Origin of the sequence: Streptomyces sp. NPDC055966 (assembly GCF_042269865.1) — a bacterium.
In the GTDB taxonomy this organism is placed as follows: Bacteria; Actinomycetota; Actinomycetes; order Streptomycetales; family Streptomycetaceae; genus Streptomyces.
Genome location: NZ_JBHJYK010000008.1, coordinates 166,517 through 191,789 on the forward strand (window position 1 = coordinate 166,517; position 25,273 = coordinate 191,789).

Below are 25,273 nucleotides of genomic sequence, written 5' to 3' on the forward strand. Positions count from 1 at the left end.
CGGGCAGAAAAGAACCCGGTACCAGCCGACACCCGGTCAACCGGCCGGAACGACCAGACGAGGAAGACCAACCGTGCAACTCGAAGCGCACGCCCCGTCCGTACCGCCTTCGCAAACGATCCCCCCGCCCGGCCTCACGGAGGACTCCACCTTGATCCCCCTCACCGCGCTCACCGCGCTCGACGACGCCATCGAGAACCTCGGCGTACCCGTTCCCTGCCGCTCCTACGACCCGGAGGTCTTCTTCGCCGAGTCGCCGGCAGACGTCGAGTACGCCAAGTCCCTGTGCCGCACCTGCCCGCTGATCGAGGCCTGCCTCGCCGGCGCCAAGGAGCGGCGTGAGCCCTGGGGCGTCTGGGGCGGCGAGCTGTTCGTCCAGGGTGTCGTCGTCGCCCGGAAGCGGCCGCGTGGTCGCCCGCGGAAGAACCCGGTCACGGCATGAACACCGCAGGAACGATCGATCGCCCCCTCACGCACGACCCCAAGAAGCAGGCCCCGATGAAGCCGTCCACCAGCGAGCCCGCAGGCTCCGCGACCACAGACTTCACCACCACCGGCGCGACCGAAGCGCGCCAGAACAGGAACCGTGAGATGCAACTCATGCAAGAAGCCCTGGCTCGTGCGCATATGCACGAGCGCCTCGACGACGCCGGGAGAGAGCGCCGGGCTCTGCGCCTGGTGGTCGCCCAGCGGATGCAGCGCCGGGCCGAGCGTGCCTCGCTCCGCGCCCGCCGTGCGCTCGCCATGGCCGTCATGCAGTAACGATCACACCTGAGAAGCGGTGGCCTCCCCGGCCCGGGGAGGCGAAGACTTCCACGCGGGGGCCGGTCCGGCCGAACGGACCGGCCCCCGCGGTGCGTTGTGCACGACGATCGGCCGGTGCGGAGTTATCGTCACCAGGTGAAGAGTCCTCCCGGAGACGGTGATCAGGGCGGCTCCACTCCGGAGTACCGCGTGCTCGTGTGCGCCCGCTGCGGCGCCCCGGCCGACGGCCCCCCGCCGGCCACCTGGACCTGCTCCGTGGAGAGCGGTACCCGCCGGTACTTCTGCGACGCCTGCTCCCGGGAGAACCTCAGAGCGATCGAGGGGCGGCTGGATTCCTCCTGGTGGTGAGCCTCTCCCTTGGGGCCCTCCCCTCCCCTCCCCTCCCCTCCCCCCACCCTCCCCTCTCCCCCGTCCCCCGTCTTCAGCGCATGCCGGATCAGGCCTCCGCCGCCGGTTCCTCCTCGGGCAGGTCCTCGTCCGGCACGTCCTCCTCGACGAACCCCGGCAGCCATTCCTCCAGTTCCTCGCGCAGCCGTACTGTCGCGCCCAGCTGGCACAGGACGCCGATGGTGCTCAGGGTCACCCGGTGGATCAGCAGGTAGGACGGCGGCAGGTTGAGGCGCTTGCCCAGTTGGTAGGCCGGGGAGCGGGGGTCGGCGATGCGGGCGGCCTGGCTGCGCATCCAGGTGCGGGTGAACGTGAAGGAATCGACGCGGGCGGGTTCGATGATCGGCAGCAGGTAGTCGAGCACGGCGTCGGGGTCCAGCTCTATGGACTCCTTCACGAAGCCTTCCTCGCAGAGGAGTTCGTAGACCGTCTCGGCGTCGCCGTCCAGGGTCAGCCGGAGCGAGACGCCGATCGGTGTGGGCAGGCCGCCGGGCAGCCGGTCGACCGTGCCGAAGTCGAGGACGCCGAGGCGCCAGTCGTCCTCGCCGCTGGGGCCGCCGGGCAGCAGACGGAAGTTGCCCGGATGCGGGTCCGCGTGCAGCAGGCCGGTGCGGGCCGGGCCCGAGAACAGGAAGCGGGCCAGGAGCTGCCCGGCCCGGTCGCGCTGCTGCTCGGTGCCGTCCGTGATGATCTCCGACAGGGGGATCCCGTCGATCCACTCCGTGACCAGGACCTGTTCGCACTGGTGCACCACCGCCGGGACCACCACGTCCGGGTCGTCGGCGAACTCCTCCGCGTGCACGGCCTGGGCCTGGGCCTCCAACGCGTAGTCCAGTTCCTCGGAGACACGGTCCTTCAGCTCCGCGATGAGCGGTTTGATGTCCATGCCGGGGATGAGAGGGCCCAACAGGCGGGCGAAGCGGCTCAGTTGGCCCAGGTCGGAGACCAGGGCCTCGCCGGCGCCGGGGTACTGGACCTTGACGGCCACCTCGCGGCCGTCGTGCCACACCGCCCGGTGCACCTGACCGATGGAGGCCGCGGCGGCCGGCTTGTCCTCGAACTCCTCGAACAGTTCCCGCCAGTCCGGGCCCAGCCGCTCCTCCAGCACGGCGTGCACCGTGCGGGTCGGCATCGGCGGGGCCGCCTCCTGGAGCTTGGTCAGGGCCGCGCGGTAGGGGCCGGCGACCTCCTCCGGCAGCGCGGACTCGAAGACGGACAGGGCCTGACCGAACTTCATCGCGCCGCCCTTCAGCTCGCCGAGCACCTTGAACAGCTGCTCCGCCGTGCGCTGTTGCAGCTCCCTGCCGACGATCTCCGCGGACTCGCCCACGATCCGTTTGCCCAGCCCCCAGGTCGCCCGGCCGGCGAAGCCGAGCGGGAGCGCGGCGAGCTTGGCGGTTCTGGTGACCGCCTTCCGGGGAAGATCAGACATGCGCCCTCCAAGTCCCAGTCGGCCGCGCCGCGCCCGCTTCGCGTCGTCGCTCCGTCGACAGCCGTTGCACCGCCATTGTCGCGCGCGGCTTCCCTTCGGTTGAGGAGTGCTCCCCCCTGGTTTTCTCCGTACCCTTCTCCGCGGCGGCGCAGCCGCATGCCGGATGCGGGCGGACGGGCCGCGCGGACCAGTGCAGGCCGGGCAGCGACACCTCCCAGCGGGCGCCGGCGGAGGCGGGCGGGTGTCCGTCGAGGAAGGCCAGCGCGTGTGCCGCGGCCAGTCCGGCGACCGCCGTGGCCAGTGTCAGATCGCAGGCCCCGATCCGGCGGGCCGGTGCGGAGCGCCACTGGGCGATCAGCCGGGGCCAGGCCGGATCCCGGTCGGAGCGCTCGAAGTGCAGGCAGCGGGCGCAGCCGGTCTCCCCGGGCAGGACGAGCGGGCCGACGACTCCCGTGCCCTCCACGACACCGGCGTACAGATGCGGGGTTCCGCAGGCCATGAGCGGCTCGGCGGCGACCGGGTCGGGTGCGTGCACGCCCACGTCGTCCCGGGGGGTGAGGATCACGAGGGAGAGTCCGGGGTCCTGGGCGGCCGTTCCGGGGGAGTGGGCGTGGCGGCGCGGGCGGTCCGGTGCCGCGCGGCGGACGGCGGCTTGCGCGGCCGCTTGCCGGCGATCGCCGATCGAGTCGGCGGGCAGCCCGCCCGGGGCCACGTCCCAGGGCTCCACGCGGCCGGTGTCGCGCACGTCGACCTCGCCGACGCCGGCGCCGGAGAGCACCGACGCCAGCAGGGCGCCGACCCGGCCTGCGCCCTCCACCCGTACGCCGAGGGCGCGGCGGGCGGCGAGCCGGGCGAGCGCGCCGCCCGGTTCGGCCGTGGTCAAAGAGAGTGAGGTGAGGTCGGGGCGCAGCCGTTGCAGGACGTCGTCACGCTCGCGCAGGGCGTCCGCGGCCGGTCCGCCGCCGCGCGCGTCGTCGACGAGGCCCGCGTGCGTGAGCCGTTCCAGCAGGGTGTCGACCCGGCCGGCCGACAGCTGTATGCGGCGGCCCTCCTCGCGCAGCAGGGGCAGCCCGCGGGCGCCGTTGAGCAGATCGAGGAAGCCGCGTGTCGCCGGGTCCATGGGCCCCAGCGTCTGCGCGTGCGCCGCGGTCATCCCGAACTGCACGGTGTCGCGATCGCGCCAGCCGCGCCGCAGCGCGGGCTTCATCACCGGATGCATGACTGACCCCCGTCCGTGGAAGCATCCCCGGCCTTCCGGGGAACCCGGGAAGGCCCATGACGCCGGTGGAGCCGGTCATGCCCCGCCGACGTCTGCCAGCATGCCGCGCCTGCCGGCCCGGCGTCGGGAGTTATCCACAGGGCAGGGGTATTTGTCGTATAAGTCGACGGGATGAAGCGGGTAAGCGGGGCGCATATAGCGGGTGAAACGGGGCGACCGAGGCTGTGTGTACCGGTCGAGTGGAGCCGTGCAAACCGGATGTGCGGATCAGTCGTAGGAATCATAGGAATCCCACGCTTGGTGGGGGATCGGCATCGAACCGTCCCGGAGCCGGGACTTTGCCCGGGCCCACCGGGTAACGTCGGGGCGTGCCCGCCGACCCACTGCACCGCGCCGGAACGCCACAGCGCAGCATGACGAGCCAGCCGCCCAGCGGCTCGGGGGCGAGCGCGATCGAGGTCCGCAGAAGTAGCCGGCGCCGCCGGACCGTCTCCGCGTACCGCGAGGGCGATCGCACCGTCGTGCTGATCCCCGCCCGGATGTCGAAGGCGGAGGAGCAGCGCTGGGTCACCGTCATGCTCGACAAACTCGCCGCCCAGGAGAGCAAACGCGTCCTCGGCGACGCCGAGCTGGCCGAGCGCGCCGAGCGGCTGTCGGCGCAGTACTTCGACGGCCGCGCGCGTCCCGCCTCCGTGCGCTGGGTCACCAACCAGAACACGCGCTGGGGTTCGTGCACTCCGGCCGAGGGCAGCATCCGGCTCTCGCACCGCCTCCAGGGGATGCCCGACTACGTCATCGACTACGTCCTCTGCCACGAGCTGGCGCATCTGCTGGTGCCCGGTCACGGGCCGGACTTCTGGCGGCTCTTGGAAGCCTATCCGCGCACCGAGCGGGCCCGCGGCTATCTCGAAGGTGTCGTGGCCGCCGAACGGCTGCCGCACGTCCCCGGCGCGCGCGGGGAGTGAGCCCGACGCCGTTCGTGCGCCCCCGGGTGCGGTTGTGTACCGGCTCTGTACCGGCTGCGTGCGTTGTCGGACTTTGCCGTTAGCCTGGCGCGACGCACTCACATTCGGGATGGGGGACGGTCGTAGCGCATGGCCAGGGAATTCCAACGCGGCCACAAGGCCAGGATCAGTGATCTCACGGCGGGCACGGACCTGTACGTAGGCGTGCAGATCTCCGCGCCCGGACTGAACTTCGACATCAGCTGCTTCGGCCTGGACGGCGACGAGCGACTCTCGGACGACCGGTACTTCATCTTCTTCAACCAGCCGAAGTCCCCGGAGGAATCCCTCCAGTTGCTGGGGGCCCAGGCGGGCGACACGGAGTCGTTCCGGGTCACCCTGGACCGGATCCCGTCGCACATCCGCAAGCTGTCCTTCACGGCGACCATCGACGGTGCCGGGCAGATGTCCCAGGTCGCCCCCGGCTACCTGCGCATCGTGGCGGGCGGCGAGGAGGTCGCGCGGTACTCGTTCAACGGCGCGGAGTTCTCCACCGAGCGGGCCGTGATGCTCGGTGACGTCTACCTCAAGGACGTGTGGCGGTTCGCCGCCGTCGGGCAGGGTTTCGACGGCGGACTGGAGGCGCTGCTGAAGAACTTCGGCGGCGAGGTGCTGGAGGACGAGGCGCCCGCCGCCCCCCAGCAGCAGCCGCAGACCGGCGCCGCCCCCGGCTTCGCCCCGCCCGCCTTCGCCGCCCCCGCGCCCGCCCCTGCCCAGGCGCCGGCTCCGGCGCCCGCTCCGGCCCCCGCGCCGCAGCCCGCCGCCCAGGGCTTCGCCCCGCCGGCCGGAAGCACCCCGCCGCAGGGGTACGCCCCGCCCGCCGGAAGCACGCCCCCGCAGGGCTTCGCCCCGCAGCCCGGCCACACCCCGGCCCCGGGCCCCGCACCCGTGCCGAACGTGCACGGTGCGCCGACGGTCATCGCCCCCCTGAGCCCACCCGCCGCCGGCACGGTCCCGCCGCCCGCCCCGGCCCCCGCGCCCTACGGCCAGCCGCCGCAGCAGCCGTCGTACGGCGGTCAGCCCGGCGCGCCGATGCCCCCGGGATACGGCCAGCAGCCGCCCCCCTACGGTGCCCCGCCGGCCGCCCAAGTGCCCCCCGGTTACGGCCGGCAGCCCTACGGACAGGTTCCCGGCCTGCAGCCCGCCGGTTTCGGGGTGCCGCAGGGCGCCCCGCAGGGCGGTGTCGGTGTCTCGGCAGCGCTCCAGACGTTCAAGGAGACGCCCACCGGGCAGCGCTGGACGCTCCAGAACAAGAAGCTCGTCCGCGTCGACCTCGGCATGGGCGGACAGCCCGTGCTGGCCCGGCAGGGCAGCATGGTGCTCTACCAGGGCAAGGTCGACTTCAGCTACAAGGGCGCCGGATTCGCCGGGCGGATCGTCGGCCATGCCACCGGCCAGGAGATGCAGCTGATGCGCTGCACCGGCCAGGGCCAGGTGTTCCTCGCCGAGAACGCCACCCAGCTGCACCCCGTCGAGCTCCAGGGCGACGCGATCTGCGTGTCCGCCGAGAACGTCCTCGCCTTCGACGAGACCCTGAGTTACGAGGTCCGCCGCATCGAGGGCCACGGCATCCCCGGCGGCGCGCTGTTCACCATGCAGTTCCAGGGCACCGGGACGCTCGTCGTCAAGACGCACGGCACGCCCGTCGTGCTGCCCGTCACGCCGACGACCTTCGCCGACTGCAACGCCGTCGTCGCCTGGTCGGCCGCCTCGCAGGTGATCGTCTCCAGCCAGGTCCGCCTGCGCCGCAACGCCTACCCGGGCGACACGGGAGAGAGCGTCAACCTCCAGTTCCGGGGCGCGCCCGGCAACTTCATCGTCGTCCAGCCGTACGAGGTCTGAGGGAGCCCGTCATGAACCAGCCGCTCGCGGGCTACGCCCCCGCACCCGTCACCGCCCGCATGGAGAACCACGGCCATCACATGCTTAAGGTCGCCATGCAGACCGGAAACGACCTCCTCGCGCGCGTGGGGTCGATGGTCGCCTACGAAGGCTTCGTCCAGTACGAGCCGAACCCGCCGGCCGTCCGCCAGATCGCCCGCGACTGGATCACCGGCGAGGGCGCGCCCTTGATGAAGTGCACCGGCGACGGACTGCTCTACCTCGCCGACTACGGCGCGAACGTCGTCGTCATCAACCTCAATGGCGACGGCATCTCCGTCAACGCCACCAATCTCCTCGCCTTCGACGCCCACCTGAGCTGGGGTGTGGAACGGGTCAAGGGGCTGGCCAAGTTCGCCGGCCAGGGGCTGTGGAACACGAAGATCTCCGGGCAGGGCTGGGTCGCGCTGACCTCCCGGGGCACGCCCATCGTCGTCGACTGCGGCGGCGGCGAGGACGAGACGTACGTCGACCCCGACGCGCTCGTGGCCTGGTCGCCGAACCTGAAGGTGAAGGGCAAGCGCAGCTTCAAGGCGCAGTCGCTGATCGGCCGGGGCAGCGGCGAGGCCTACCAGATGGCCTTCTCCGGCCAGGGCATCGTCGTCGTCCAGCCCAGCGAGGACAGTACCGACCGCCTCCGGATCCGGGGCTGAGGGGGAGCCAGAACGTCATGCAGAGCCCGCTTTTCGCGCACAACGACGTCCAGACCCAGGAGCGCTGGAGCCGCCAGAACGCGCAACTGCTCCGCGTCACCCTGGAGGGCCACGACGACATCCTCGCCCGCAAGGGCACGATGGTCGCCTATCAGGGGCTGATGGAGTTCGACGCCGAGTACCAGAGCAACAACCAGGCACGCGCGCGTGCGTACACCGGCGAGGGCCTGGACCTGATGCGCTGTCACGGACAGGGCACGGTCTACCTCGCCAACCTCGCGCAGCACGTGCACATCATGGACATCGAGCAGGACGGGCTGACCGTCGACAGCTCCTACGTCCTCGCCATGGACTCCTCGCTGCACTACGAGGTCGTCGCCGTCGACAGCCTCTACGGCATCTCAGGCTCCGGGAAGTACCAGCTGAACATCACCGGGCACGGCAAGGTCGCCCTGATGACCTCGGGCTCGCCGCTGCTGATGCAGGTCACGCCCGACCGGTACGTCAACTGCGACGCGGACGCGATCGTCGCCTGGTCCGCCGGGCTGCGCGTGCAGATGCAGGCCCAGACGCACTCGTCCGGGGTCTGGCGCCGGCGCGGCAGCACGGGCGAGGGCTGGGAGCTGAGCTTCATGGGCTCCGGTTTCGCACTCGTCCAGCCCAGCGAGCTGCTGCCGCCGCAGAACGCGGTGATCGGCGCCGGTATCGCCGCCCAGTTCGGCATGGGCCAGCAGGGCGCGCGCGGGCAGAACCAGGGCAACGTCTGGAGCTAGCTGCCGGTAAGGGGTGGCTGCGAGGGCAGTCACCCCTTACACGGTCAGAGCCTGGCGCGGGTCGCCTCCACCAGTCGCCCGACCGACTCGTCCGCTACGTCGGCCACTTCGTCGTACGCGAACCAGCGCAGGTCCAGCGACTCGTCGCTGATCGCCTCCACGGCCCCGTCCGGCGCTACGGCGGCGTACTGGACGTCCAGGTGCCAGGCACAGGGCGTGTGGTGGCGGTCCAGTCGGACCGGGCCGCCAGGCAGCAGTGTCAGCCCGGCGATACCGGACTCCTCGGTCGCCTCACGCAGCGCCGCCGCCCGCAGCGAGGTGTCCTCCGGCTCGCAGTGGCCGCCCATCTGGAGCCACATCCGCAGCTTCTTGTGGAGTGTGAGCAGCACCCGGCCGCGCTCGGGGTCGATCACCAGCGCGCTCGCCGTGATGTGCCCGGCCGCGCAGGACTTCCACATGCCGTCAGGGTGGGCCGCCAGATGGTCCAGATAGGTCTGGCGCAGGCCTTCCTGGCCCTCGTACGCCTTCAGTACGAGGACCGCGTCGTCGTACAGGGTCACTCGGTGTCGTCGTCCTTCTTGTGCAGGTCCGGCTTGTCGGCCGCCTCGCCGAGCATCTTGTCCAGCTCGGAGAAGTCCAGCTGCTCGCGGTGCACGAAGCCGTCCGGGTCGTCCAGGTCGCTCGCCGTCGGCAGCATGTCCGGGTGGGCCCACAGGCCGTCGCGGCCGTCGACCCCGCGCGCGTCCGTGAGCGAGGCCCACAGGCGGGAGGCGTCGCGCAGCCGGCGCGGGCGCAGCTCCAGGCCGATCAGCGTGGCGAACGTCTGCTCCGCCGGCCCACCGGTCGCGCGGCGCCGGCGCAGGGTCTCGCGCAGGGCGTCGGCGGACGACAGACGCGGCTTCGCGGCCGCGTGGACCACCGCGTCCACCCAGCCCTCGACGAGCGCCAGAGCCGTCTCCAGACGGGCCAGGGCGGCCTTCTGCTCGGGCGTGTCCTCCGGCTGGAACATGCCCTGCTGGAGGGCGTCCTGCAGCTGCTCGGGGTTCTGCGGGTCGAACTGGCCGACCACGTCCTCCAGCTTGGCCGTGTCGACCTTGATCCCGCGCGCGTAGCCGTCGACCGCGCCGAACAGGTGCGAGCGCAGCCACGGCACGTGCGCGAACAGGCGCTGGTGGGCCGCCTCGCGCAGGGCCAGGTAGAGCCGCACCTCCTCCTGCGGCACGCCGAGGTCCTTGCCGAAGGCCTCCACGTTGGCCGGGAGCAGCGCGGCCTTACCGGCCGGGCCGAGCGGCAGGCCGATGTCGGTGGAGCCGACGACCTCGCCCGCGAGCACGCCGACGGCCTGCCCGATCTGCGTGCCGAACATGGCGCCGCCCATCGAGCGCATCATGCCGATCAGCGGGCCCGCCATGGCCTGCATCTCCTCCGGCAGGACGTCGCCCATCGCCGCGCCGACCCGCTCGGCGACCGGGTCGACCAGCTCCTGCCACGCGGGCAGCGTCGCCTCGACCCACTCCGCGCGGGACCAGGCCACCGCCGCGGCGGAGCCCGACGGCAGGGACGTCGCGTCGTCCAGCCACAGGTCGGCCAGGCGGACGGCCTCCTCGACGGCCTTGCGCTCGGCCGCGCCGACGCTGGCGTCCTTGGTGCCGTCCGGGGTGCCCTGGGCGACCGTCTGGCGGGCGATCTGCTTGGCCATGTCCCAGTTCACCGGGCCGCCCTCGTAGGAGAGCATCTGGCCCAGCTGCTGGAACGCGGCGCCCAGGTCGGTGGGGTTCAGGGAACCGAACATCGCTGCGAGCGGATTGTCGGCGCCCGGGCCGCCCAAGCCTCCGGCTCCGGGCAGGCCGCCGAAGCCGAACGGGTTGGCCGGTCCCTGCCCACCACCGCTCTGCTGGTCCTTCTTCTTGCCCTCGTCGCCGTCTTCCGGCTCCTCCGGCGGAAGGCCGAAACCGAATGGGGTGTCACTCACGGGATTCCTCGGCTGGTAAGGCCACCGGTCTGTCTCCGGTGGCGCGGCTGCCCGACAACACCACCCAGCGTAGACACCCGGACCCGATCGGGCCTCGGTGCTTCGCCCACGGAAGGCCTGCGGCAGGATGGATACACCTGGTACGTACGCGTCACTCGCGCTCGTACTGAAGACAACCGCTGGAGACGCCCGGTGAGTTCCCCAGATCCGCAGGTTCGCGCAGCGCGAAACCCGTCAACCCGGTCCGCGGCCGCCGCCGTGCGCGGGCCCGTCGTCGCGGTCACCGGTGCCGCCGGCGGGGTCGGCGCCCTGCTCACCGAGCGGCTGGCCGCCTCCCGGGAGATCAAACAGGTCGTCGCCATCGACGAGCGGCGCGGGGAGTGCGCCGGCGCCGAGTGGCACATCCTCGACGTCCGCGATCCCGCCATCGCCGACAAGCTGCGCGGCGCCGACGTCGTCGTCCACCTCGCGCTCGACCTCGACCTGGAGACCGATCCGGCGGCGCGCACGGCTTACAACGTCCGGGGGACACAGACCGTCCTCACGGCCGCGGCGGCCGCCGGCGTGCACCGGGTGGTGCTGTGCACCTCGGCCATGGTCTACGGCGCCCTGCCGGACAACGAGCTGCCCCTGTCGGAAGACGCGGAGCTGCGCGCGACCGCCGAGGCCACCGGGGTCGGCGACCTGCTGGAGATCGAGCGGCTGGCCCGGCGCGCGCCCCGCGCGCACCCGGGGCTCAACGTCACCGTCGTACGGCCCGCCGTGCTGGTCGGGGGCACGGACACGGCACTGACCCGGTACTTCGAGTCGCCGCGGCTGCTCGTCGTCGCCGGATCGCGGCCCGCGTGGCAGTTCTGCCACGTCGAGGACCTGTGCAGCGCGCTGGAGTACGCCGTCCTGGAGAAGGTCGACGGGGAGCTGGCCGTCGGCTGCGACGGATGGCTGGAGCAGGAGGAGGTCGAGGAACTGAGCGGGATCCGGCGGATGGAGCTGCCGTCGGCGGTCGCGCTCGGCGCCGCGGCCCGGCTGCACCGGATCGGGCTCACGCCGTCCCCGGCCGGGGATCTCGCGTACACGATGTACCCGTGGGTGGTCAGCGGCAGCCGGCTGCACGACGCCGGGTGGCGGCCGCAGTGGACCAACGAGGACGTCCTCGCGGAGCTGCTGGAGGAGGCCGCCGGGCGGCACACCGTGGCCGGGCGCCGGCTCGGCCGCAAGGACGCCACGGCCGCGGGTGCCGCGGGGGCCACGGTCGCGCTGCTGGGCGCCGCCGCCGTCGTACGGCGGGCCCGCAAGGCCAGGCGGCGGGTCTAGGGCGGGCCTGCAGAAGAATCCAGGCCTGTAGAAGAATCCAAAGGCATGCACGCGTGTGCCTGGTGAATCTCGTATTCCTCGTTGTCACAGGCGTGCGGCACCATGGGGTGCATGGCACACACGAACGAGCATCCCGGTGAGCGGACGGCGCAGGATCCCATCAAGCTGATCGGCGTCCGGGAGACCGCGCTCTCCGTGGACGAGGTGTTCCGGGCCGTCGGGGACGACGCGGCCGGGGGTCTCGTGCTGTTCGTGGGCACCGTGCGCAACCACGACGGGGGCGCCGACGTGGACGCGCTCGGGTACTCGTGCCACCCCAGTGCCGAGGCCGAGATGCGGCGGATCGCCGAGAAGGTCGTCGCCGGGTATCCGGTGCGGGCGCTGGCCGCCGTGCACAGGGTCGGGGACCTGTGCGTCGGGGATCTCGCCGTGGTCGTCGGCGTCTCCTGTCCGCACCGCGCGGAGGCCTTCGAGGCCTGCCGCAAGCTGATCGACGACCTCAAGCACGAGGTGCCGATCTGGAAGCACCAGACGTTCTCGGACGGCACGGACGAATGGGTCGGCGCGTAGCGCCGTCGCTCCCCGCCGTTGTCCGTCACCTGGAGCACTTCTGTCCCTCCGGTTGCGTAACCGCCCCCCTGGCGTGAGCGTTGTCCGTGCGGATGGTTAATCTGCTGATCAGTCAGTTGCGGACGCACATCGCGTTGGGAGGTCGGCATGGGGGCGCTTGTCTGGCTGCTGATTCCGCTTCTGGCCGCGATCGGTGGCGGCCTCTGGGGCAGCTGGGCCAATCGGACCCGCAAGGTGCGCGGTGACGGGCCCGAGCTGGACGGATACGCACGGTTCCGCGCGGCCATGGAGAAGTCCCACCCGGGCGCGGGCGGGGCCTGACGGGGGTGGCCCTGACGGGCCGCTGACAGAGGCGTCACGTACTGTCGTGCCATGCCACGCCGCACCGCGACGATGCTCGCCTCCACCCTGATGCTGATCGCGCTCCTGTGCGCGGGAGTGCTCATCCCCGTGCCGTACGCGGAGATGTCTCCCGGCCCGACCGTGAACACGCTGGGGAACCACGACGGCGAGCCGGTGCTGCAGATCACCGGGCACAAGACGTACCAGGCCGGCGGCCACCTGAACATGACCACGGTCCGGGTCACCAGCGCGGACTTCCGGATGAACCTGGTGGAGGCCGTCTACGGCTGGCTCGACCCCGACACCAAGATCGTCCCGCACGACACGCTCTACCCGGCCGGCACCACGGAGGAGCAGTCCTCGCAGCAGAACGCCGAGGAGTTCAGCCAGTCCCAGGAGAGCGCCAAGGTCGCCGCCCTGAAGGAGCTGGGCATCCCGGTGAAGTCCTGGGTGATCGTCGCCACCGTCCTCAAGGACTCCCCGGCCGAGGGCAGGCTGCACGCCGGAGACGTGATCAAGGCCGTCGACGGCACGGCCGTCAAGCAGCCGTCCGACGTCGCCAAGCTCGTCACCAGGCACAAGGCCGGGCAGAACGTCGTCTTCACCGTCGTCCCCGCCAAGGAGCAGGCCGCCGCGGAGAAGGCGCACAGGACGGCGACCGCGACCCAGGACGTCACCCTCACCACGAAGGCGTCCGACGACAGCGGGCCGAAGCGGGCCGTCGTCGGCATCTCCGCCGGGACCGACCACACCTTCCCGTTCACCATCGACATCAAGCTCGCCGACGTCGGCGGCCCCAGCGCCGGTCTGATGTTCGCCCTCGGGATCTACGACAAGCTCACCCCGGGCGACCTCACGGGCGGCAAGTTCGTCGCCGGCACCGGGACGATCGACGACAACGGCACGGTCGGCCCGATCGGCGGCATCGAGATGAAGACCATCGGCGCCCGCGACAAGGGCGCCCAGTACTTCCTGACGCCCGCCGACAACTGCGCGGCCGCCGCCAAGGACACCCCGGGCGGGCTCACCCTGGTCAAGGTGAAGACCATCGGCGACGCGCTCGGCGCGCTCAAGGACATCCGCAGCGGCAACACCGGCGCACTGCCCACGTGCACCGCCAAGGGCTGACCGGGACGTGACACGGCTGGGGGCGCCCCGTGCGGCGGGAGCGCCCCCATCGCCCCGTCGCCGTACCGGGAAGAGATCAGTCCTCGAACGTGGCCCTCAGCGCCTCCGCCAGGCCGGGCACCAGGTCCGGGCCGGTGAGCACCTCCGTCGGGGAGTCCTTCTCGCGCAGCCGGACGGCCGAGTCGCGGGTGCCGTCGCGCAGCACCGCGACCGTCATCCGGACCTCCTGGCGCTCGGGGTGCTGCGCCACCCACTTGGCCAGCTTGGCCTCGCTCAGGTTCTGCGGGACCTGCGCCTCGGCGGACGGCGGCAGCATCAGGCGCTCCACCGTCAGCGCGCAGCCGGCGACCGCGTCGGGCCAGGCGATGGTGCCGAGGAAGTCGTCGAGTGGCTTGCCGGACGGAAGCTCGTCCTGCTCGATCGGGGTGAGACCGGTGGTCTCGGACTCGTCCGCGTCGAGGCCCAGCTGGGCCGCGAGCGAGGGTTCCTGAGTCCGCAGCCGTGCGGTGTCGACAAGGGCGAAGAGGCGAGCGGGCTGGTCCCAGCCGAGGCCGGAGACGTACTCGTCGATCTCGAGTACGGCCCGGGTGAGCGGGCTCGCTGCCATGGGAGTGTTGGACATGGTCACAATCCTGCCTCGTTCATGGCCGGAATCGGGAACCGAGCAAACGCTGAGTAAGTTGCATAGGTGTGGGTCCGCGATCACGGGGGGCCACGGCGGGTCCGCGATCACGAGGGCCTGACTGACGGATCGACAGCGACTTCGAGGTGCGCACCTTGGCTTTCCAGATGCCGGACCGCGGCGGAGGCCCGTCGGGGCCACGGATCAGAGCGGGCCGCCCGTCCCGGGGGGCACGGACCCTGCTCATGACACTGGGCGTCCTGGCCGTCCTCGGCATGGCGTTCACCATGTTCGCGGGCTTCTGGACTGACTGGCTCTGGTACCGGTCGGTGCACTACTCGTCGGTGTTCACGACCACGCTGTGGACCAAGATCGGGCTGTTCTTCGTCTTCGGTCTGCTGATGGCGGTCGCCGTCGGGGTCAACATCTGGATCGCGCACCGGCTGCGGCCCCCGCTGAGCGCCATGTCCATGGAGCAGCAGAGCCTCGACCGCTACCGCATGGGCATCGCGCCGTACAAGAAGTGGCTGCTGCTCGCCGTCACCGCGCTCGCCGGGCTGATCGCGGGCGCCTCCGCGGCCGGCCAGTGGCGGCTGTGGCTGATGTGGGTCAACGGCGTGCCCTTCCACCAGAAGGACCCGCAGTTCCACCTCGACGTCTCCTTCTACGCCTTCGACCTGCCCTGGTACCGCTTCCTGCTGGGCTTCGGCTTCGCCGCCGCCGTCCTGAGCCTGATCGCGGCCGCGCTCACGCACTACCTGTACGGCGGGCTGCGCCTGACCAGCCCGGGCGCCCGTGCCACCGCCGCCGCGACCGGCCATCTGTCGGTGCTTCTCGGCCTCTTCGTCGCCCTCAAGGCGGTCGCCTACTGGCTCGACCGGTACGGCCTGGCCGTCAAGTCCAGCGACTTCAAGGCCACGGGCAACTGGACCGGACTGCGCTACGTCGACGCCAACGCCTATCTGCCGGCCAAGACCATCCTGTTCTGCATCGCGGTCATCTGCGCGCTGCTGTTCTTCGCCACCCTGTGGCGGCGCACCTGGCAGCTCCCGGTCATCGGCTTCGGCCTGATGGTGCTGTCGGCGATCCTGATCGGCGGGCTGTACCCCGCGATCGTGCAGAAGTTCCAGGTCCAGCCCAACGAGCAGGCCAAGGAAGCCCCGTACGTCCAGAAGAACCTCAAGGCGACCCGCGAGGCGTACGGCATCGACGACACCAAGGTCACCGAGTACGACGGCAAGTCCGACGCCCCGGACAAGACCAGGCTGCGCAGCGACGCCGATGCCGCGGCGAGCATCCGCATCATGGACCCGAACATCGTCTCGCCGACGTTCCAGCAGGCGCAGCAGATGAAGAACTACTACGCCTTCCCGACCAACCTGGACGTCGACCGGTACAAGGACAAGGACGGCAAGGAGCAGGACACGGTCATCGGCCTGCGCGAGCTGAACCTGGACGGCATCCCGAAGAACAACTGGATCAACGACCACTTCCGCTACACGCACGGCTACGGCGTGGTCGCCGCCAAGGGCACCGAGGCCGACGACCAGGGCCAGCCGGTCTTCACCGAGTCCGACCTGCCGTCCAGGGGCGACCTGGGGACGTACGAGCAGCGCGTCTACTACGGCGAGAAGACCACCACGTACTCCATCGTCGGCGGACCGCAGAAGGAGGTCGACTACTCGGCGGACAACGGCGACGAGAAGACCACCAGCTACACCGGCAAGAGCGGGGTCAACCTCGACAACCCGCTCAACCGGGCCGCGTACGCGGTGGCGTTCAACGACCCGCAGATCCTCTACTCGGGCGCCATCGGCAAGGGCTCGCGCATCCTGTACAACCGCACGCCCAAGGACCGGGTCGAGGCGGTCGCCCCGTGGCTGACCATCGACGGCGACGCCTACCCGGCGGTCGTCAACCACCGCATCCAGTGGATCGTCGACGCCTACACGACGTCGAACGGCTACCCGTACTCCTCCCGTACGACCCTCGGCGACACGACGGCCGACTCGCTGACCGCCACCAACAACAACCGCGCGGTGGTGGCCCAGCAGAACCAGGTCAACTACATCCGCAACTCGGTCAAGGCGACCGTCGACGCGTACACCGGCGAGGTCAAGCTCTACCAGTGGGACACCCAGGACCCGGTGCTGAAGACCTGGATGAAGGCCTTCCCCGGCACGGTGCAGCCGAAGCAGGCCATCTCCGGGGACCTGATGGCCCATCTGCGCTATCCGCAGGACCTGTTCAAGGTCCAGCGCGAGCTGCTCACCCGCTACCACGTGACGGACGCCCAGACGTTCCTCACCGGCAGCGAGGTCTGGCAGGTGCCCGACGACCCGACCAACGACTCGGGCAGCGCGGTGCCGCCGTACTACCTGAGCATGAAGATGCCGGACCAGGGCAAGCAGTCGTTCTCGCTGACGACGACGTTCACGCCCAACGGACGCGACAACCTCAGCGCGTTCATGGCCGTCGACTCCGATCCGGGCACCGACGACTACGGCAAGATCAGAATCCTGAAACTGCCGACCAGTACGACGGCCGACGGCCCCAAACAGGTGCAGAGCCTGTTCAACTCCCGCTCGGACATCGCGGAGACGATCAGCCTGCTCACCCGCGGGCATTCCAAGGTCGAGTACGGCAACCTGCTCACCGTGCCGCTCGACGGCGGGCTGTTGTACGCGGAACCGGTCTACATCCTGGGCGGCAGCAAGCTGAAGTACCCCCTGATGGGCAAGGTGCTGGTCAGCTACAACGGCAACACCGCGTTCGAGAACACCCTCGACCAGGCGCTCAACAAGGTGTTCGGGGTGCAGGGCTCGACCACCACACCACCGGACACCGGTACCGCCAACCCGCCCGCGTCCAAGAATCCGACCGTCCAACAGGCCCTGGACGACGCCCAGAAGGCGTTCGACGCGGGCCAGCAGGCACTCCAGCAGTCGGGCGGCCCGGACTGGACCGCGTACGACAAGGCCCAGAAGGACCTGAAGGCCGCGCTGAAGCGGGCCGAGGACGCGCAGGCCAAGGCGGGAAGCAAGAAGGGGACTTGATCAACACCGTCCCGCGCCGTGGTACAGTTGACGAGCAACGGCGCGGGGTGGAGCAGCTCGGTAGCTCGCTGGGCTCATAACCCAGAGGTCGCAGGTTCAAATCCTGTCCCCGCTACTGCATCGAAGGCCCGGATCCCAAGGGATCCGGGCCTTCGTGGTGTGCGAACTCACGTACGTGCAGGAGGTACGGCCGCGCCGCCGTGGTGAGTTGAGGGGTGTGTGTTTGACTTGTCGTCCTGTGGGCATGTCGACAAAACGCTGAAGTGACCTCACGGGCTGCGGTATACCGGGTGTACCCGGGTTGATGGTGGTGCGACGATGGACGTTATGGGGGACAAGGCAACTCTGTTCGAGTCAGGGCGATTTGTGCAGCCTCCCGGTGAGGAGCCGACCCGCGACGACGTGACCGACATGGGGGACGCCGCCGAGGAGGTACGCCTCGGCCTCGCCGCGCAGAGCGGTGACGCCGAGGCCGCGAGCGTCCTCGGCGCCATCCTGCTGCGCCGCGGCGACCTCGACGGAGCCGAACCCCGGCTGCGGGCCGCCACCGCGGCCGGCGACCGCGCCGCCGCCAACAACCTCGGCGTTCTGCTGCATCAGCGCGGCTACCCCGAGGACGCCGCCGGCTGGTGGCGCATCGCCGCCGTGGCCGGCTCCGCCGCCGCCGCGCACGCGCTCGGCCGCTACCACCGCGAGCGCGGCGACGAGCCCGCCGCCGAGTACTGGCTGCGCCAGTCCGCCGAGCAGGGCCACGCCCTCGGCGCCTACGCGCTCGCCGACCTGCTGGAGCACCGCGGGGACGTCGGCGCGGAGCACTGGATGCGCGCTGCCGCCGAGCGCGGGCACCGCGAGGCGGCGTACCGGCTGGCCCGCGCCCTCGACCGCACCTCGGGCCCGGAGGAGGGGGCCGGGCCCGACAACGCTGTCACGGAGGCCGAGCAGTGGTACCGGCAGGCCGCCGCGCGCGGTCACCGCCGGGCCGCGCTGCACCTCGGGGCGATCCTGGAGAAGCGGGGCGAACTGAAGGAGGCCGGGCGCTGGTACCTGACCTCGGCCAAGGACGGCGAGGCCCGCGCCGCCTGCGCGCTGGGCTTCCTGCTGCGCGACGCCGGGGACACCGAGAGCGCGGCCGTGTGGTGGCTGCGCGCCGCCCAGGACGGTGACGGCAACGCGGCCAACGCGCTCGGCGCGCTGCACGCCGAGCGGGGCGAGACGCAGACCGCCGAGCGCTGGTACCGGGCGGCGCTCGACGCGGGCGACGACAACGGCGCGTACAACCTCGGGCTGCTCTGCGCCGAGCAGGGGCGCACCGCGCAGGCCGAGCAGTGGTACCGGCGGGCCGCCTACGCCGGGCACCGGGAGGCGGCGAACGCGCTCGCCATCCTGCTGCTCCAGGGCAGCGACACCACCGGCGCCGAGCCGTGGTTCTCCAAGGCCGCCGAGGCGGGCAGCGTGGACGCCGCGTTCAACCTCGGCATCCTCTACGCCGGGCGCGGCACCGGACCGGACGCGGAGATGGCGCTGCGCTGGTACGAGCGGGCGGCCGCCGCCGGGCACACCGAGGCCGCGCTCCAGGTCGGGATCGCCCGGCTGCGCGAGGGCGACGAGCAGGAGGCCGAGCGGCATCTGCGGTGCGCGGCGGGCGGCGGCAGCGCCGAGGCGGCGTACCGGCTGGCCACGCTGCTCGACGCGCGCCGGCCGCCGGAGCCGGCGCACGAGCTGGGCGAGATCGTGCACGAGAAGACCGAGTGCGAGGAGTGGTACGAGCGCGCGGCCACGCAGGGGCACCGGCGCGCCCAGGTGCGGGTCGGCATGCTGGCCGCCGCGCGGGGTGACGTCGTCGAGGCGGCGCGGTGGTACCGGGAGGCGGCGGAGGCCGGCTCGCGCAACGGCGCCTTCAACCTGGGGCTGCTGCTGGCCCGGGAGGGCAGCGAGCCGGAGGCGGCGGTGTGGTGGACCCGTGCCGCCGACGCCGGGCACGGCCGGGCGGCACTCCGGCTGGCCCTCGTCTACGCGCGTCGGGGCGAGCTGGCGGAGGGGCAGCGCTGGGCGGACCGCGCGGTGGCGCTGGGGCCGGCCGAGGTGGCGGAGCGGGCGGGGCGGCTGCGGGACGCGCTGCGCGAAGAGCTCTCGGCGTGAACACGTGACCTGGGCCACGTCCGGGGAAACGGATTTGCTTCCCCGGACCTCCCTCACGTAATGTCGTGTTCACCGACGCGGGGTGGAGCAGCTCGGTAGCTCGCTGGGCTCATAACCCAGAGGTCGCAGGTTCAAATCCTGTCCCCGCTACTGAAGGCCTGGGGCCGGAATCCAGAAACGGATTCCGGCCCCAGGTGCGTTTGCGGCAGGCACGTTCGGAAGCGAAAAAAAGAGGGGGCTTACGCCCCCTCGGTCGCCCCCTCGGTCACGCGCCCGCGCAGTCCGGGCACAGCCCTCGGTACGTCACCTCGACGTCCGACACCGTGAAGCCGAAGCGCTCCGTGTCGGGGAGGTCGGCGAGCGGGTTGCCCGTCGGGTGGACGTCGCGGATCGCGCCGCAGCGGGCGCAGACCAGGTGGTGGTGCGGGCGGTGCGCGTTCGGGTCGTACCGCTTCGCGCGCTTGTCCGTCGCGACTTCCAGCACCTCGCCGAGGGAGACCAGCTCGCCCAGGGTGTTGTAGACGGTCGCCCGGGAGATCTCCGGCAGCTTCGCGACAGCGCGCGCATGGACCTCGTCGGCCGTCAGGTGGACGTGCTCACCGTCCAGGACCTCGGCCACCACGCGTCGCTGCGCGGTCATCCGCCATCCGCGTCCACGCAGCCGTTCCAGAAGGTCGCTCATGGCCACCAGCCTAACAGGAAGGCGGACCAGGACGGGAATAGGTGTGAGATTGGAACGCTGTTTGACTTAGATCTAGTCCAATGTAGGATCAAGAACGATTTTGGCCACAGGACAGGACTGGTCAGGAATGACGCAGGAGGCGCACGTGACGCAGGGACCGCTCACCACGGAGGCCGGTGCCCCGGTCGCCGACAATCAGAACAGCGAGACGGCCGGCGTCGGCGGGCCGGTCCTGGTCCAGGACCAGCTCCTGCTGGAGAAGCTCGCCCACTTCAACCGGGAGCGCATCCCCGAGCGCGTCGTGCACGCGCGCGGTGCGGGTGCGTACGGCACCTTCACGGTCACGGCGGACGTCACGCCCTACACGCGGGCCGCCTTCCTCTCCGAGGTCGGCAAGGAGACCGAGACCTTCCTGCGTTTCTCGACCGTGGCCGGAAACCTCGGCGCGGCGGACGCCGTCCGCGACCCGCGCGGCTTCGCGCTGAAGTTCTACACCGAGGAGGGCAACTACGACCTCGTCGGCAACAACACCCCGGTGTTCTTCATCCGGGACGCGATCAAGTTCCCGGACTTCATCCACACACAGAAGCGCGACCCGTACACGGGCAGCCAGGAGGCCGACAACGTCTGGGACTTCTGGGGGCTGAGCCCCGAGGCGACCCACCAGGTGACCTGGCTCTTCGGCGACCGCGGCATCCCGGCGTCGTACCGGCACATGGACGGCTTCGGCTCGCACACCTACCAGTGGAGCAACGAGGCGGGCGAGGTCTTCTGGGTCAAGTACCACTTCAAGACCGACCAGGGGATCAGGAACCTCACCGCCGGTGAGGCCGCGGTGCTCGCGGGCACGGACCCCGACTCCCACCAGCGCGATCTGCGCGAGGCGATCGAGCGCGGGGAGTTCCCGAGCTGGACCGTGGGCGTGCAGATCATGCCGGCGGCGGACGCGGCGACGTACCGCTTCAACCCGTTCGACCTGACCAAGGTGTGGCCGCACGCGGACTACCCGGTCATCGAGATCGGCCGGCTGGAGCTGAACCGCAACCCGCGGAACGTCTTCGCCGAGGTCGAGCAGTCGATCTTCAGCCCCGCGCACTTCGTGCCGGGCATCGGCCCCTCGCCCGACAAGATGCTCCAGGGCCGCCTGTTCGCGTACGGCGACGCGCACCGCTACCGCGTCGGCATCAACGCCGACCACCTGCCGGTGAACCGCCCGCACGCCACCGAGGCGCGCACCAACTCCCGGGACGGCTTCCTCTACGACGGCCGGCACGGCGGCGCGAAGAACTACGAGCCGAACAGCTTCGGCGGGCCGCGGCAGACCGGCCGTGCGCTGTGGGAGCCCACCTCCGTCGACGGCCCCACCGGCGGCCACCCGACCCCGGCGCACGCCGAGGACGACGACTTCGTGCAGGCGGGCGACCTGTACCGGCTGATGTCGCAGGAGGAGAAGGAGCGCCTGGTGGCGAACCTCGCGGCCGCGATCGCGCCGGTCTCGCGCGAGGACATCGCCGAGCGGGCGATCGGCAACTTCGCACAGGCCGACGCCGACTTCGGCAAGCGGCTGGAGGCGGCGGTGCGCGCGCTGCGCGGCTGAGGCGCGCACAAGCCCCCAGGCGGGCCGGACCCCACGGTGCTCGGGGTCCGGCCCGTTTCGCGTGCCCCCCGTCGCGCGTGCTCAGAGTGCCGGTGCGGGCGCGCGGGCCGGGAGCCAGCAGCGGATGATGTCGCGGACGGAGACGATCCCGGCCACCTCGCCCCGGTCGAGGACGATCAGGTGCCGGAAGCCGCCGCGGGTCATGGCGTGGGCGGCTTCCTGGAGTGACCAGGTGGGGGCGGCGAAGACGACGTCGGTGGTGGTGTGGGCGTGGGCGCGTTCCGTGTCCGGGTTCTGGCCGAGGCCGACGGAGTTGAGGATGTCACGTTCGGTCAGGACGCCGATGCCGCCGGAGTCCGGGTCGAGGACCACGGCGGCGCCGGTGCGGCGGGCGGACATCAGGGTGGCCGCCTGGCGAAGGGTGTGGGCGGGGCCGACGGTGAGGATCACCGTGCTCATGGCATCGCGGACGAGCATGGATGGTCCACCTCCTAGGAATCTCACGAGAAGAGATTCACAAGTTCACAAATGAGGGTGGAGCCAGAGTGACAGGTAAAGGGACGGTCAACAAGGGGGTGCGCGACGTCAGTTGAGGGCGTGCGCGCTCTCCCTCGCTGTCAGCCGCGCGGGTTGAGGTACCGCAGCAGCTCGTCGTGGAGCAGGCCGTTGGACGCGGCCGCGTCGCCGCTGTGCGGCCCCGGGCGGCCGTCGAGGCCCGTGAACATGCCGCCGGCCTCGGTGACGACGATCGCGGTGGCGGCCATGTCCCACAGGGACAGCTCGGGCTCGGCACACATGTCGACGGCGCCCTCGGCGACCATCATGTAGGGCCAGAAATCGCCGTACGCGCGCGTGCGCCACACCTGGCGGGTGAGGTCCAGGAAGCCGCCGAGGCGGCGCTGCTCCTCCCAGCCGGACAGGGAGGAGTACGCGAAGGAGGCGTCCGCGAGCTTGCCGACGCCGGAGACGTGGATGCGGGAGGCCGCGGTGAGGTTGCGGCCGGTGAAGGCGCCGTGGTCCTTCGCGGCCCACCAGCGGCGGCTGAGGGCGGGGGCGGAGACGACGCCGACGACGGGCTGGTAGCCGCCCTCGCCCGCCTCCATCAGGGAGATGAGGGTGGCCCAGACGGGGACGCCGCGGACGTAGTTCTTGGTGCCGTCGATCGGGTCGATCACCCAGCGGCGGGGCCCGCTGCCCTCGATCCCGTACTCCTCGCCGAGGACCGCGTCCCGCGGGCGGGCGCGTTGCAGCTGGCCGCGGATGAGCTCCTCCGCCGCCTTGTCCGCCTCGCTCACCGGCGTCATGTCCGGCTTCGTCTCCACCTTCAGATCGAGAGCCTTGAAACGGTCCATGGTGATGGCGTCTGCGGCGTCCGCGAGAACGTGGGCGAGGCGCAGGTCATCGAGGTAGTCCGGCATGGGGGGAACCGTATCTGCCGGGGTCGGGGTGGGGCCAGCGGGGCGCGGCGGGTCCGGCCGTTCCCACCCGGTCGACACGGTCGTTTCCATCCGGACGGCGTGCTCGCTCGCACCCGGCCGGCGCCAGGGGCCATGGCCGCGCGGCCCGGCGCACGGTCCGCGCCCGCGACCCCTTGACAGTGCCTGCGGCCGCGTCAACTCTGGGCGCAGAACTGGTCTGGCCCAGGGAGGCGACGATGCCTGCTGCCCGGGAGTCCTTGCTGGACGCCGCTTTCACGGCGCTCGCGCGCCGGCCGTGGTCCGCGGTGCGGATGGTCGACGTGGCCGCGACGGCCGGGGTGTCCCGGCAGACCCTGTACAACGAGTTCGGCAGCAAGGACGGCCTCGCCCGGGCCCTGGTGCGGCGGGCGGCCGACCGGTACCTCGCCGGTGTCGAGCGGGCGCTCGCCGGCTCCGCCGAACCCCGCGAGCGGCTCACCGCCGTCGCCGAGTGGACCAGCTCCGCCGCGCGGGAGAACGCGCTGGTACGCGCCATGCTCACCGGCTGCTGGAGCGAGCGGCTGCCCGCCCCGCCGCTCGCCGCCGTGCCGTCCTCCTCCACGGTGCCCGCACAGCGCCGCGCGGACGGGCCGCTGCCGACGCCCCACGACCTCGTCCGGATCGTGCGCGACCGCGCGGCCACCGCCCTGGCCGGACCCGCCGCCGGCCCCCTCGACACCGCCGAACTGGCCCACCCCTGCGAACTGGTCGTCCGCCTCGCCCTGTCCTGCGTCGCGGCCCCGCCGGGTGAGGGCGGCGTCGCGGAACTGGTCCGCGCGGTGGTTCCGCAGGAGGCGGTCCAGCGGGTGTGAGCGGCCGGACTGCCGTACGGATCAAGGGAGTTCGACGACGGGGTCTAGTGCGCCGAGCCCGACAGCTGGAGCCCGATGACCCCGATGATGACGAAGCTGATCGACACGATCTTCAGCGTGGACACCAGGTCGCCGAGGAAGACCATGCCGTAGATCGCCGTGCCCGCCGCGCCGATCCCCGTCCACACCGCGTACGCGGGGCCGACGTCGAGCTTCTTCAGGGACAGGGTCAGCAGACCGAAGCTGCCCAGCGCGAAGCAGGCGAACGCGATCGTCGGCCACAGGCGGGTGAATCCGTGCGAGAGCTTCAGGCACACCGCGAAACCGGTCTCCAGCATCCCGGCCACGACCACCAGCAGCCACGCCATGCGCTGTCCTCCCGTTGATCCGGCTCACCGGTTCGGTGCGAGTATGCACTTACCGGCCTCTCATCCGGCCAAACAACGTGGTGGTCAGTCGCCTTCCCGGCGCTCCCGGGTGGCCAGCAGCCGGCGCAGCGAGTACAGCCGTGCCGGATCCGCGTGACCCTCCTCGACCCAGGCGTCCAGCGCGCAGTCCGGCTCGTCGTGGCTGCACGCGCGCGGGCAGCCCTCCGTACCGGGTTCGAGGTCCGGGAAGGCGTTGATGACGCGGGTGGGGTCGATGTGCGCGAGGCCGAAGGAGCGCACGCCCGGGGTGTCGATGACCCACCCCTCGTCATCGCTGAGCGGCAGCGCCAGCGCCGAGGTCGTGGTGTGCCGGCCCCGGCCCGTCACGGCGTTGACGTGTCCCGTCGTACGCCGCCGCTCCTGGGGGACGAGCGCGTTGACGAGGGTCGTCTTGCCGACGCCGGAGTGGCCGACGAACGCGGTGATCCGGCCGTCCAGATGCGTGCGCACCCGGTCCGCCGCGTCCCCGTTCTCCAGCTCCTCGCGGCTCGTGACGACGTACGGGATGTCGAGGTCGCCGTAGAGCTCCAGCAGCTTGTCCGGCGGGGCCAGGTCCGACTTCGTCATCACCAGCAGGGGCTCCAGACCGGCGTCGAACGCGGCCACCAGGCAGCGGTCGATCAGCCGGGGGCGGGGCTCCGGGTCGGCGAGTGCCGTGACGATCGCCAGCTGGTGGGCGTTGGCGACGACCACCCGCTCGTAGGGATCGTCGTCGTCGGCCGTGCGGCGCAGCACCGAGGCGCGCTCCTCGATGCGGACGATCCGGGCGAGCGTGTCCTTCCTGCCGGACAGGTCACCGACCAGCGCGACCCGGTCGCCCACCACGGCGGCCTTGCGGCCCAGTTCGCGGGCCTTCATCGCCATGACCGGACGGCCCTCGACCAGACAGGTCAGCCGCCCCCGGTCGACGGTGAGGACCATGCCCTCGGCCGCGTCCTCGTGCTTGGGCCGGATGTTGGTCCGCGGCCGGTTGCCCTTGCGGTTGGGACGGGTGCGGATGTCGTCCTCGTCGGTGTGCTTGCCGTAGCGGCGCATGGCGT

At 71.5% G+C, this 25,273-nt stretch carries 25 protein-coding genes and 2 tRNA genes; 17 read left to right on the forward strand and 10 right to left on the reverse strand.

Annotated elements, in window-relative coordinates; all coding sequences use genetic code 11:
• Positions 1 to 73 precede the first annotated feature (73 nt).
• From ACFC8N_RS18955 to ACFC8N_RS18965, 3 genes are all read left to right on the forward strand, one after another.
• Positions 74 to 442, forward strand: coding sequence for a WhiB family transcriptional regulator (locus ACFC8N_RS18955; protein ID WP_053664703.1), 369 nt, complete (start codon positions 74 to 76; stop codon positions 440 to 442).
• A complete protein-coding gene (locus tag ACFC8N_RS18960) occupies positions 439 to 762 on the forward strand; it encodes a hypothetical protein (protein WP_071376555.1) in 324 nt (107 codons plus the stop codon). Before ACFC8N_RS18955 ends, ACFC8N_RS18960 begins: the two co-directional genes overlap by 4 nt.
• A 138-nt stretch (positions 763 to 900) precedes the next feature.
• Positions 901 to 1,113: a hypothetical protein gene (locus ACFC8N_RS18965; RefSeq protein ID WP_376288846.1), complete on the forward strand. Its 213-nt coding sequence runs from the start codon at positions 901 to 903 to the stop codon at positions 1,111 to 1,113.
• Between the two features lie 88 nt (positions 1,114 to 1,201).
• Here the strand turns inward: ACFC8N_RS18965 and ACFC8N_RS18970 are convergent, their stop codons facing one another.
• Together ACFC8N_RS18970 and ACFC8N_RS18975 are read right to left on the reverse strand one after the other, a co-directional pair.
• On the reverse strand, positions 1,202 to 2,584 hold the full coding sequence (locus ACFC8N_RS18970) for an AarF/ABC1/UbiB kinase family protein (protein ID WP_362818554.1): 1,383 nt from the start codon (positions 2,582 to 2,584) through the stop codon (positions 1,202 to 1,204).
• A complete protein-coding gene (locus tag ACFC8N_RS18975; RefSeq protein WP_376288847.1) occupies positions 2,577 to 3,803 on the reverse strand; it encodes a TOMM precursor leader peptide-binding protein in 1,227 nt (408 codons plus the stop codon). Before ACFC8N_RS18975 ends, ACFC8N_RS18970 begins: the two co-directional genes overlap by 8 nt.
• 368 nt (positions 3,804 to 4,171) lie before the next feature.
• On the opposite strand from ACFC8N_RS18975, the gene ACFC8N_RS18980 reads away from it, so the two are divergent.
• The 4 genes from ACFC8N_RS18980 (at position 4,172) to ACFC8N_RS18995 (ending at position 8,114) form a co-directional block, all read left to right on the forward strand.
• Positions 4,172 to 4,768, forward strand: coding sequence for a M48 family metallopeptidase (locus ACFC8N_RS18980; protein ID WP_356029002.1), 597 nt, complete (start codon positions 4,172 to 4,174; stop codon positions 4,766 to 4,768).
• A gap of 129 nt (positions 4,769 to 4,897) precedes the next feature.
• Positions 4,898 to 6,649 carry a TerD family protein gene (locus ACFC8N_RS18985; RefSeq protein WP_376288848.1) on the forward strand — a complete coding sequence of 584 codons (1,752 nt, stop codon included), beginning with the start codon at positions 4,898 to 4,900 and terminating at the stop codon, positions 6,647 to 6,649.
• Between the two features lie 11 nt (positions 6,650 to 6,660).
• Complete coding sequence (locus ACFC8N_RS18990) at positions 6,661 to 7,341, forward strand: AIM24 family protein (RefSeq protein WP_356028999.1); 681 nt, start codon at positions 6,661 to 6,663, stop codon at positions 7,339 to 7,341.
• A gap of 17 nt (positions 7,342 to 7,358) precedes the next feature.
• Positions 7,359 to 8,114 carry an AIM24 family protein gene (locus ACFC8N_RS18995; protein ID WP_356028997.1) on the forward strand — a complete coding sequence of 252 codons (756 nt, stop codon included), beginning with the start codon at positions 7,359 to 7,361 and terminating at the stop codon, positions 8,112 to 8,114.
• 44 nt (positions 8,115 to 8,158) lie between these two features.
• Here ACFC8N_RS18995 and ACFC8N_RS19000 read toward each other — a convergent pair whose 3' ends face one another.
• Both ACFC8N_RS19000 and ACFC8N_RS19005 read right to left on the reverse strand, forming a co-directional pair.
• Positions 8,159 to 8,674, reverse strand: coding sequence for an NUDIX hydrolase (locus ACFC8N_RS19000; protein ID WP_376288849.1), 516 nt, complete (start codon positions 8,672 to 8,674; stop codon positions 8,159 to 8,161).
• Positions 8,671 to 10,086 carry a zinc-dependent metalloprotease gene (locus ACFC8N_RS19005; protein WP_356028993.1) on the reverse strand — a complete coding sequence of 472 codons (1,416 nt, stop codon included), beginning with the start codon at positions 10,084 to 10,086 and terminating at the stop codon, positions 8,671 to 8,673. Before ACFC8N_RS19005 ends, ACFC8N_RS19000 begins: the two co-directional genes overlap by 4 nt.
• Positions 10,087 to 10,278: 192 nt before the next feature.
• On the opposite strand from ACFC8N_RS19005, the gene ACFC8N_RS19010 reads away from it, so the two are divergent.
• The 4 genes from ACFC8N_RS19010 (at position 10,279) to ACFC8N_RS19025 (ending at position 13,440) form a co-directional block, all read left to right on the forward strand.
• Positions 10,279 to 11,400: an SDR family oxidoreductase gene (locus tag ACFC8N_RS19010; RefSeq protein WP_356028991.1), complete on the forward strand. Its 1,122-nt coding sequence runs from the start codon at positions 10,279 to 10,281 to the stop codon at positions 11,398 to 11,400.
• 111 nt (positions 11,401 to 11,511) lie between these two features.
• Entirely contained in the window at positions 11,512 to 11,970 is a 459-nt protein-coding gene (locus ACFC8N_RS19015) for a molybdenum cofactor biosynthesis protein MoaE (RefSeq protein WP_376288850.1), read from the forward strand.
• A 147-nt stretch (positions 11,971 to 12,117) separates the two neighbouring features.
• Positions 12,118 to 12,291 (forward strand): hypothetical protein, encoded by a 174-nt coding sequence (locus ACFC8N_RS19020; RefSeq protein ID WP_177235520.1) that lies wholly within the window; start codon positions 12,118 to 12,120, stop codon positions 12,289 to 12,291.
• Between the two features lie 51 nt (positions 12,292 to 12,342).
• Entirely contained in the window at positions 12,343 to 13,440 is a 1,098-nt protein-coding gene (locus ACFC8N_RS19025) for a PDZ domain-containing protein (protein ID WP_376288851.1), read from the forward strand.
• Positions 13,441 to 13,516: 76 nt separating this feature from the next.
• On the opposite strand, the gene ACFC8N_RS19030 is transcribed toward ACFC8N_RS19025, so the two are convergent.
• Positions 13,517 to 14,062: a PPA1309 family protein gene (locus tag ACFC8N_RS19030; protein ID WP_356028985.1), complete on the reverse strand. Its 546-nt coding sequence runs from the start codon at positions 14,060 to 14,062 to the stop codon at positions 13,517 to 13,519.
• Between the two features lie 167 nt (positions 14,063 to 14,229).
• Here ACFC8N_RS19030 and ACFC8N_RS19035 point away from each other — a divergent pair, with 167 nt between their 5' ends.
• From ACFC8N_RS19035 to ACFC8N_RS19050, 4 genes are all read left to right on the forward strand, one after another.
• On the forward strand, positions 14,230 to 17,118 hold the full coding sequence (locus tag ACFC8N_RS19035) for a UPF0182 family protein (RefSeq protein ID WP_376288925.1): 2,889 nt from the start codon (positions 14,230 to 14,232) through the stop codon (positions 17,116 to 17,118).
• Positions 17,119 to 17,159: 41 nt separating this feature from the next.
• Positions 17,160 to 17,233: transfer RNA gene (locus tag ACFC8N_RS19040), tRNA-Met, on the forward strand.
• A gap of 203 nt (positions 17,234 to 17,436) precedes the next feature.
• Positions 17,437 to 19,257: a tetratricopeptide repeat protein gene (locus ACFC8N_RS19045; protein WP_356028983.1), complete on the forward strand. Its 1,821-nt coding sequence runs from the start codon at positions 17,437 to 17,439 to the stop codon at positions 19,255 to 19,257.
• Positions 19,258 to 19,333: 76 nt separating this feature from the next.
• Positions 19,334 to 19,407, forward strand: a tRNA-Met gene (locus ACFC8N_RS19050).
• A gap of 115 nt (positions 19,408 to 19,522) precedes the next feature.
• Here ACFC8N_RS19050 and ACFC8N_RS19055 read toward each other — a convergent pair.
• Positions 19,523 to 19,939 (reverse strand): Fur family transcriptional regulator, encoded by a 417-nt coding sequence (locus ACFC8N_RS19055; RefSeq protein WP_031224898.1) that lies wholly within the window; start codon positions 19,937 to 19,939, stop codon positions 19,523 to 19,525.
• A 145-nt stretch (positions 19,940 to 20,084) separates the two neighbouring features.
• On the opposite strand from ACFC8N_RS19055, the gene ACFC8N_RS19060 reads away from it, so the two are divergent.
• The gene (locus tag ACFC8N_RS19060; RefSeq protein WP_376288852.1) at positions 20,085 to 21,536 is read left to right on the forward strand and encodes a catalase; all 1,452 of its coding nucleotides are present in this window, start codon (positions 20,085 to 20,087) and stop codon (positions 21,534 to 21,536) included.
• 81 nt (positions 21,537 to 21,617) lie between these two features.
• Here ACFC8N_RS19060 and ACFC8N_RS19065 read toward each other — a convergent pair whose 3' ends face one another.
• Positions 21,618 to 22,013: a CBS domain-containing protein gene (locus tag ACFC8N_RS19065; protein WP_356028979.1), complete on the reverse strand. Its 396-nt coding sequence runs from the start codon at positions 22,011 to 22,013 to the stop codon at positions 21,618 to 21,620.
• 140 nt (positions 22,014 to 22,153) lie between these two features.
• Positions 22,154 to 22,954 (reverse strand): histidinol-phosphatase, encoded by an 801-nt coding sequence (gene hisN / locus ACFC8N_RS19070; protein WP_356028977.1) that lies wholly within the window; start codon positions 22,952 to 22,954, stop codon positions 22,154 to 22,156.
• 236 nt (positions 22,955 to 23,190) lie between these two features.
• On the opposite strand from hisN, the gene ACFC8N_RS19075 reads away from it, so the two are divergent.
• On the forward strand, positions 23,191 to 23,805 hold the full coding sequence (locus ACFC8N_RS19075; protein WP_356028975.1) for a TetR/AcrR family transcriptional regulator: 615 nt from the start codon (positions 23,191 to 23,193) through the stop codon (positions 23,803 to 23,805).
• A gap of 44 nt (positions 23,806 to 23,849) precedes the next feature.
• Here the strand turns inward: ACFC8N_RS19075 and ACFC8N_RS19080 are convergent, their stop codons facing one another.
• Together ACFC8N_RS19080 and rsgA are read right to left on the reverse strand one after the other, a co-directional pair.
• Positions 23,850 to 24,173, reverse strand: a complete 324-nt coding sequence (locus tag ACFC8N_RS19080; RefSeq protein WP_356028973.1) for a multidrug efflux SMR transporter — start codon at positions 24,171 to 24,173, stop codon at positions 23,850 to 23,852.
• 84 nt (positions 24,174 to 24,257) lie between these two features.
• Positions 24,258 to 25,268 (reverse strand): ribosome small subunit-dependent GTPase A, encoded by a 1,011-nt coding sequence (gene rsgA / locus ACFC8N_RS19085; RefSeq protein WP_376288853.1) that lies wholly within the window; start codon positions 25,266 to 25,268, stop codon positions 24,258 to 24,260.
• Between the last annotated feature and the right edge of the window lie 5 nt (positions 25,269 to 25,273).

Coding starts and splice junctions, on each gene's coding strand:
- ACFC8N_RS18960 (WP_071376555.1), top strand. CDS start 439: ATGAACACCGCAGGAACGATCGATCGCCCCCTCACGCACGACCCCAAG.
- ACFC8N_RS18970 (WP_362818554.1), bottom strand. CDS start 2,584: ATGTCTGATCTTCCCCGGAAGGCGGTCACCAGAACCGCCAAGCTCGCC.
- ACFC8N_RS18975 (WP_376288847.1), bottom strand. CDS start 3,803: ATGCATCCGGTGATGAAGCCCGCGCTGCGGCGCGGCTGGCGCGATCGC.
- ACFC8N_RS18985 (WP_376288848.1), top strand. CDS start 4,898: ATGGCCAGGGAATTCCAACGCGGCCACAAGGCCAGGATCAGTGATCTC.
- ACFC8N_RS18990 (WP_356028999.1), top strand. CDS start 6,661: ATGAACCAGCCGCTCGCGGGCTACGCCCCCGCACCCGTCACCGCCCGC.
- ACFC8N_RS18995 (WP_356028997.1), top strand. CDS start 7,359: ATGCAGAGCCCGCTTTTCGCGCACAACGACGTCCAGACCCAGGAGCGC.
- ACFC8N_RS19015 (WP_376288850.1), top strand. CDS start 11,512: ATGGCACACACGAACGAGCATCCCGGTGAGCGGACGGCGCAGGATCCC.
- ACFC8N_RS19020 (WP_177235520.1), top strand. CDS start 12,118: ATGGGGGCGCTTGTCTGGCTGCTGATTCCGCTTCTGGCCGCGATCGGT.
- ACFC8N_RS19025 (WP_376288851.1), top strand. CDS start 12,343: ATGCCACGCCGCACCGCGACGATGCTCGCCTCCACCCTGATGCTGATC.
- ACFC8N_RS19030 (WP_356028985.1), bottom strand. CDS start 14,062: ATGTCCAACACTCCCATGGCAGCGAGCCCGCTCACCCGGGCCGTACTC.
- ACFC8N_RS19035 (WP_376288925.1), top strand. CDS start 14,230: ATGCCGGACCGCGGCGGAGGCCCGTCGGGGCCACGGATCAGAGCGGGC.
- ACFC8N_RS19045 (WP_356028983.1), top strand. CDS start 17,437: ATGGACGTTATGGGGGACAAGGCAACTCTGTTCGAGTCAGGGCGATTT.
- ACFC8N_RS19055 (WP_031224898.1), bottom strand. CDS start 19,939: ATGAGCGACCTTCTGGAACGGCTGCGTGGACGCGGATGGCGGATGACC.
- ACFC8N_RS19065 (WP_356028979.1), bottom strand. CDS start 22,013: ATGCTCGTCCGCGATGCCATGAGCACGGTGATCCTCACCGTCGGCCCC.
- hisN (WP_356028977.1), bottom strand. CDS start 22,954: ATGCCGGACTACCTCGATGACCTGCGCCTCGCCCACGTTCTCGCGGAC.
- ACFC8N_RS19075 (WP_356028975.1), top strand. CDS start 23,191: ATGCCTGCTGCCCGGGAGTCCTTGCTGGACGCCGCTTTCACGGCGCTC.
- ACFC8N_RS19080 (WP_356028973.1), bottom strand. CDS start 24,173: ATGGCGTGGCTGCTGGTGGTCGTGGCCGGGATGCTGGAGACCGGTTTC.
- rsgA (WP_376288853.1), bottom strand. CDS start 25,268: ATGCGCCGCTACGGCAAGCACACCGACGAGGACGACATCCGCACCCGT.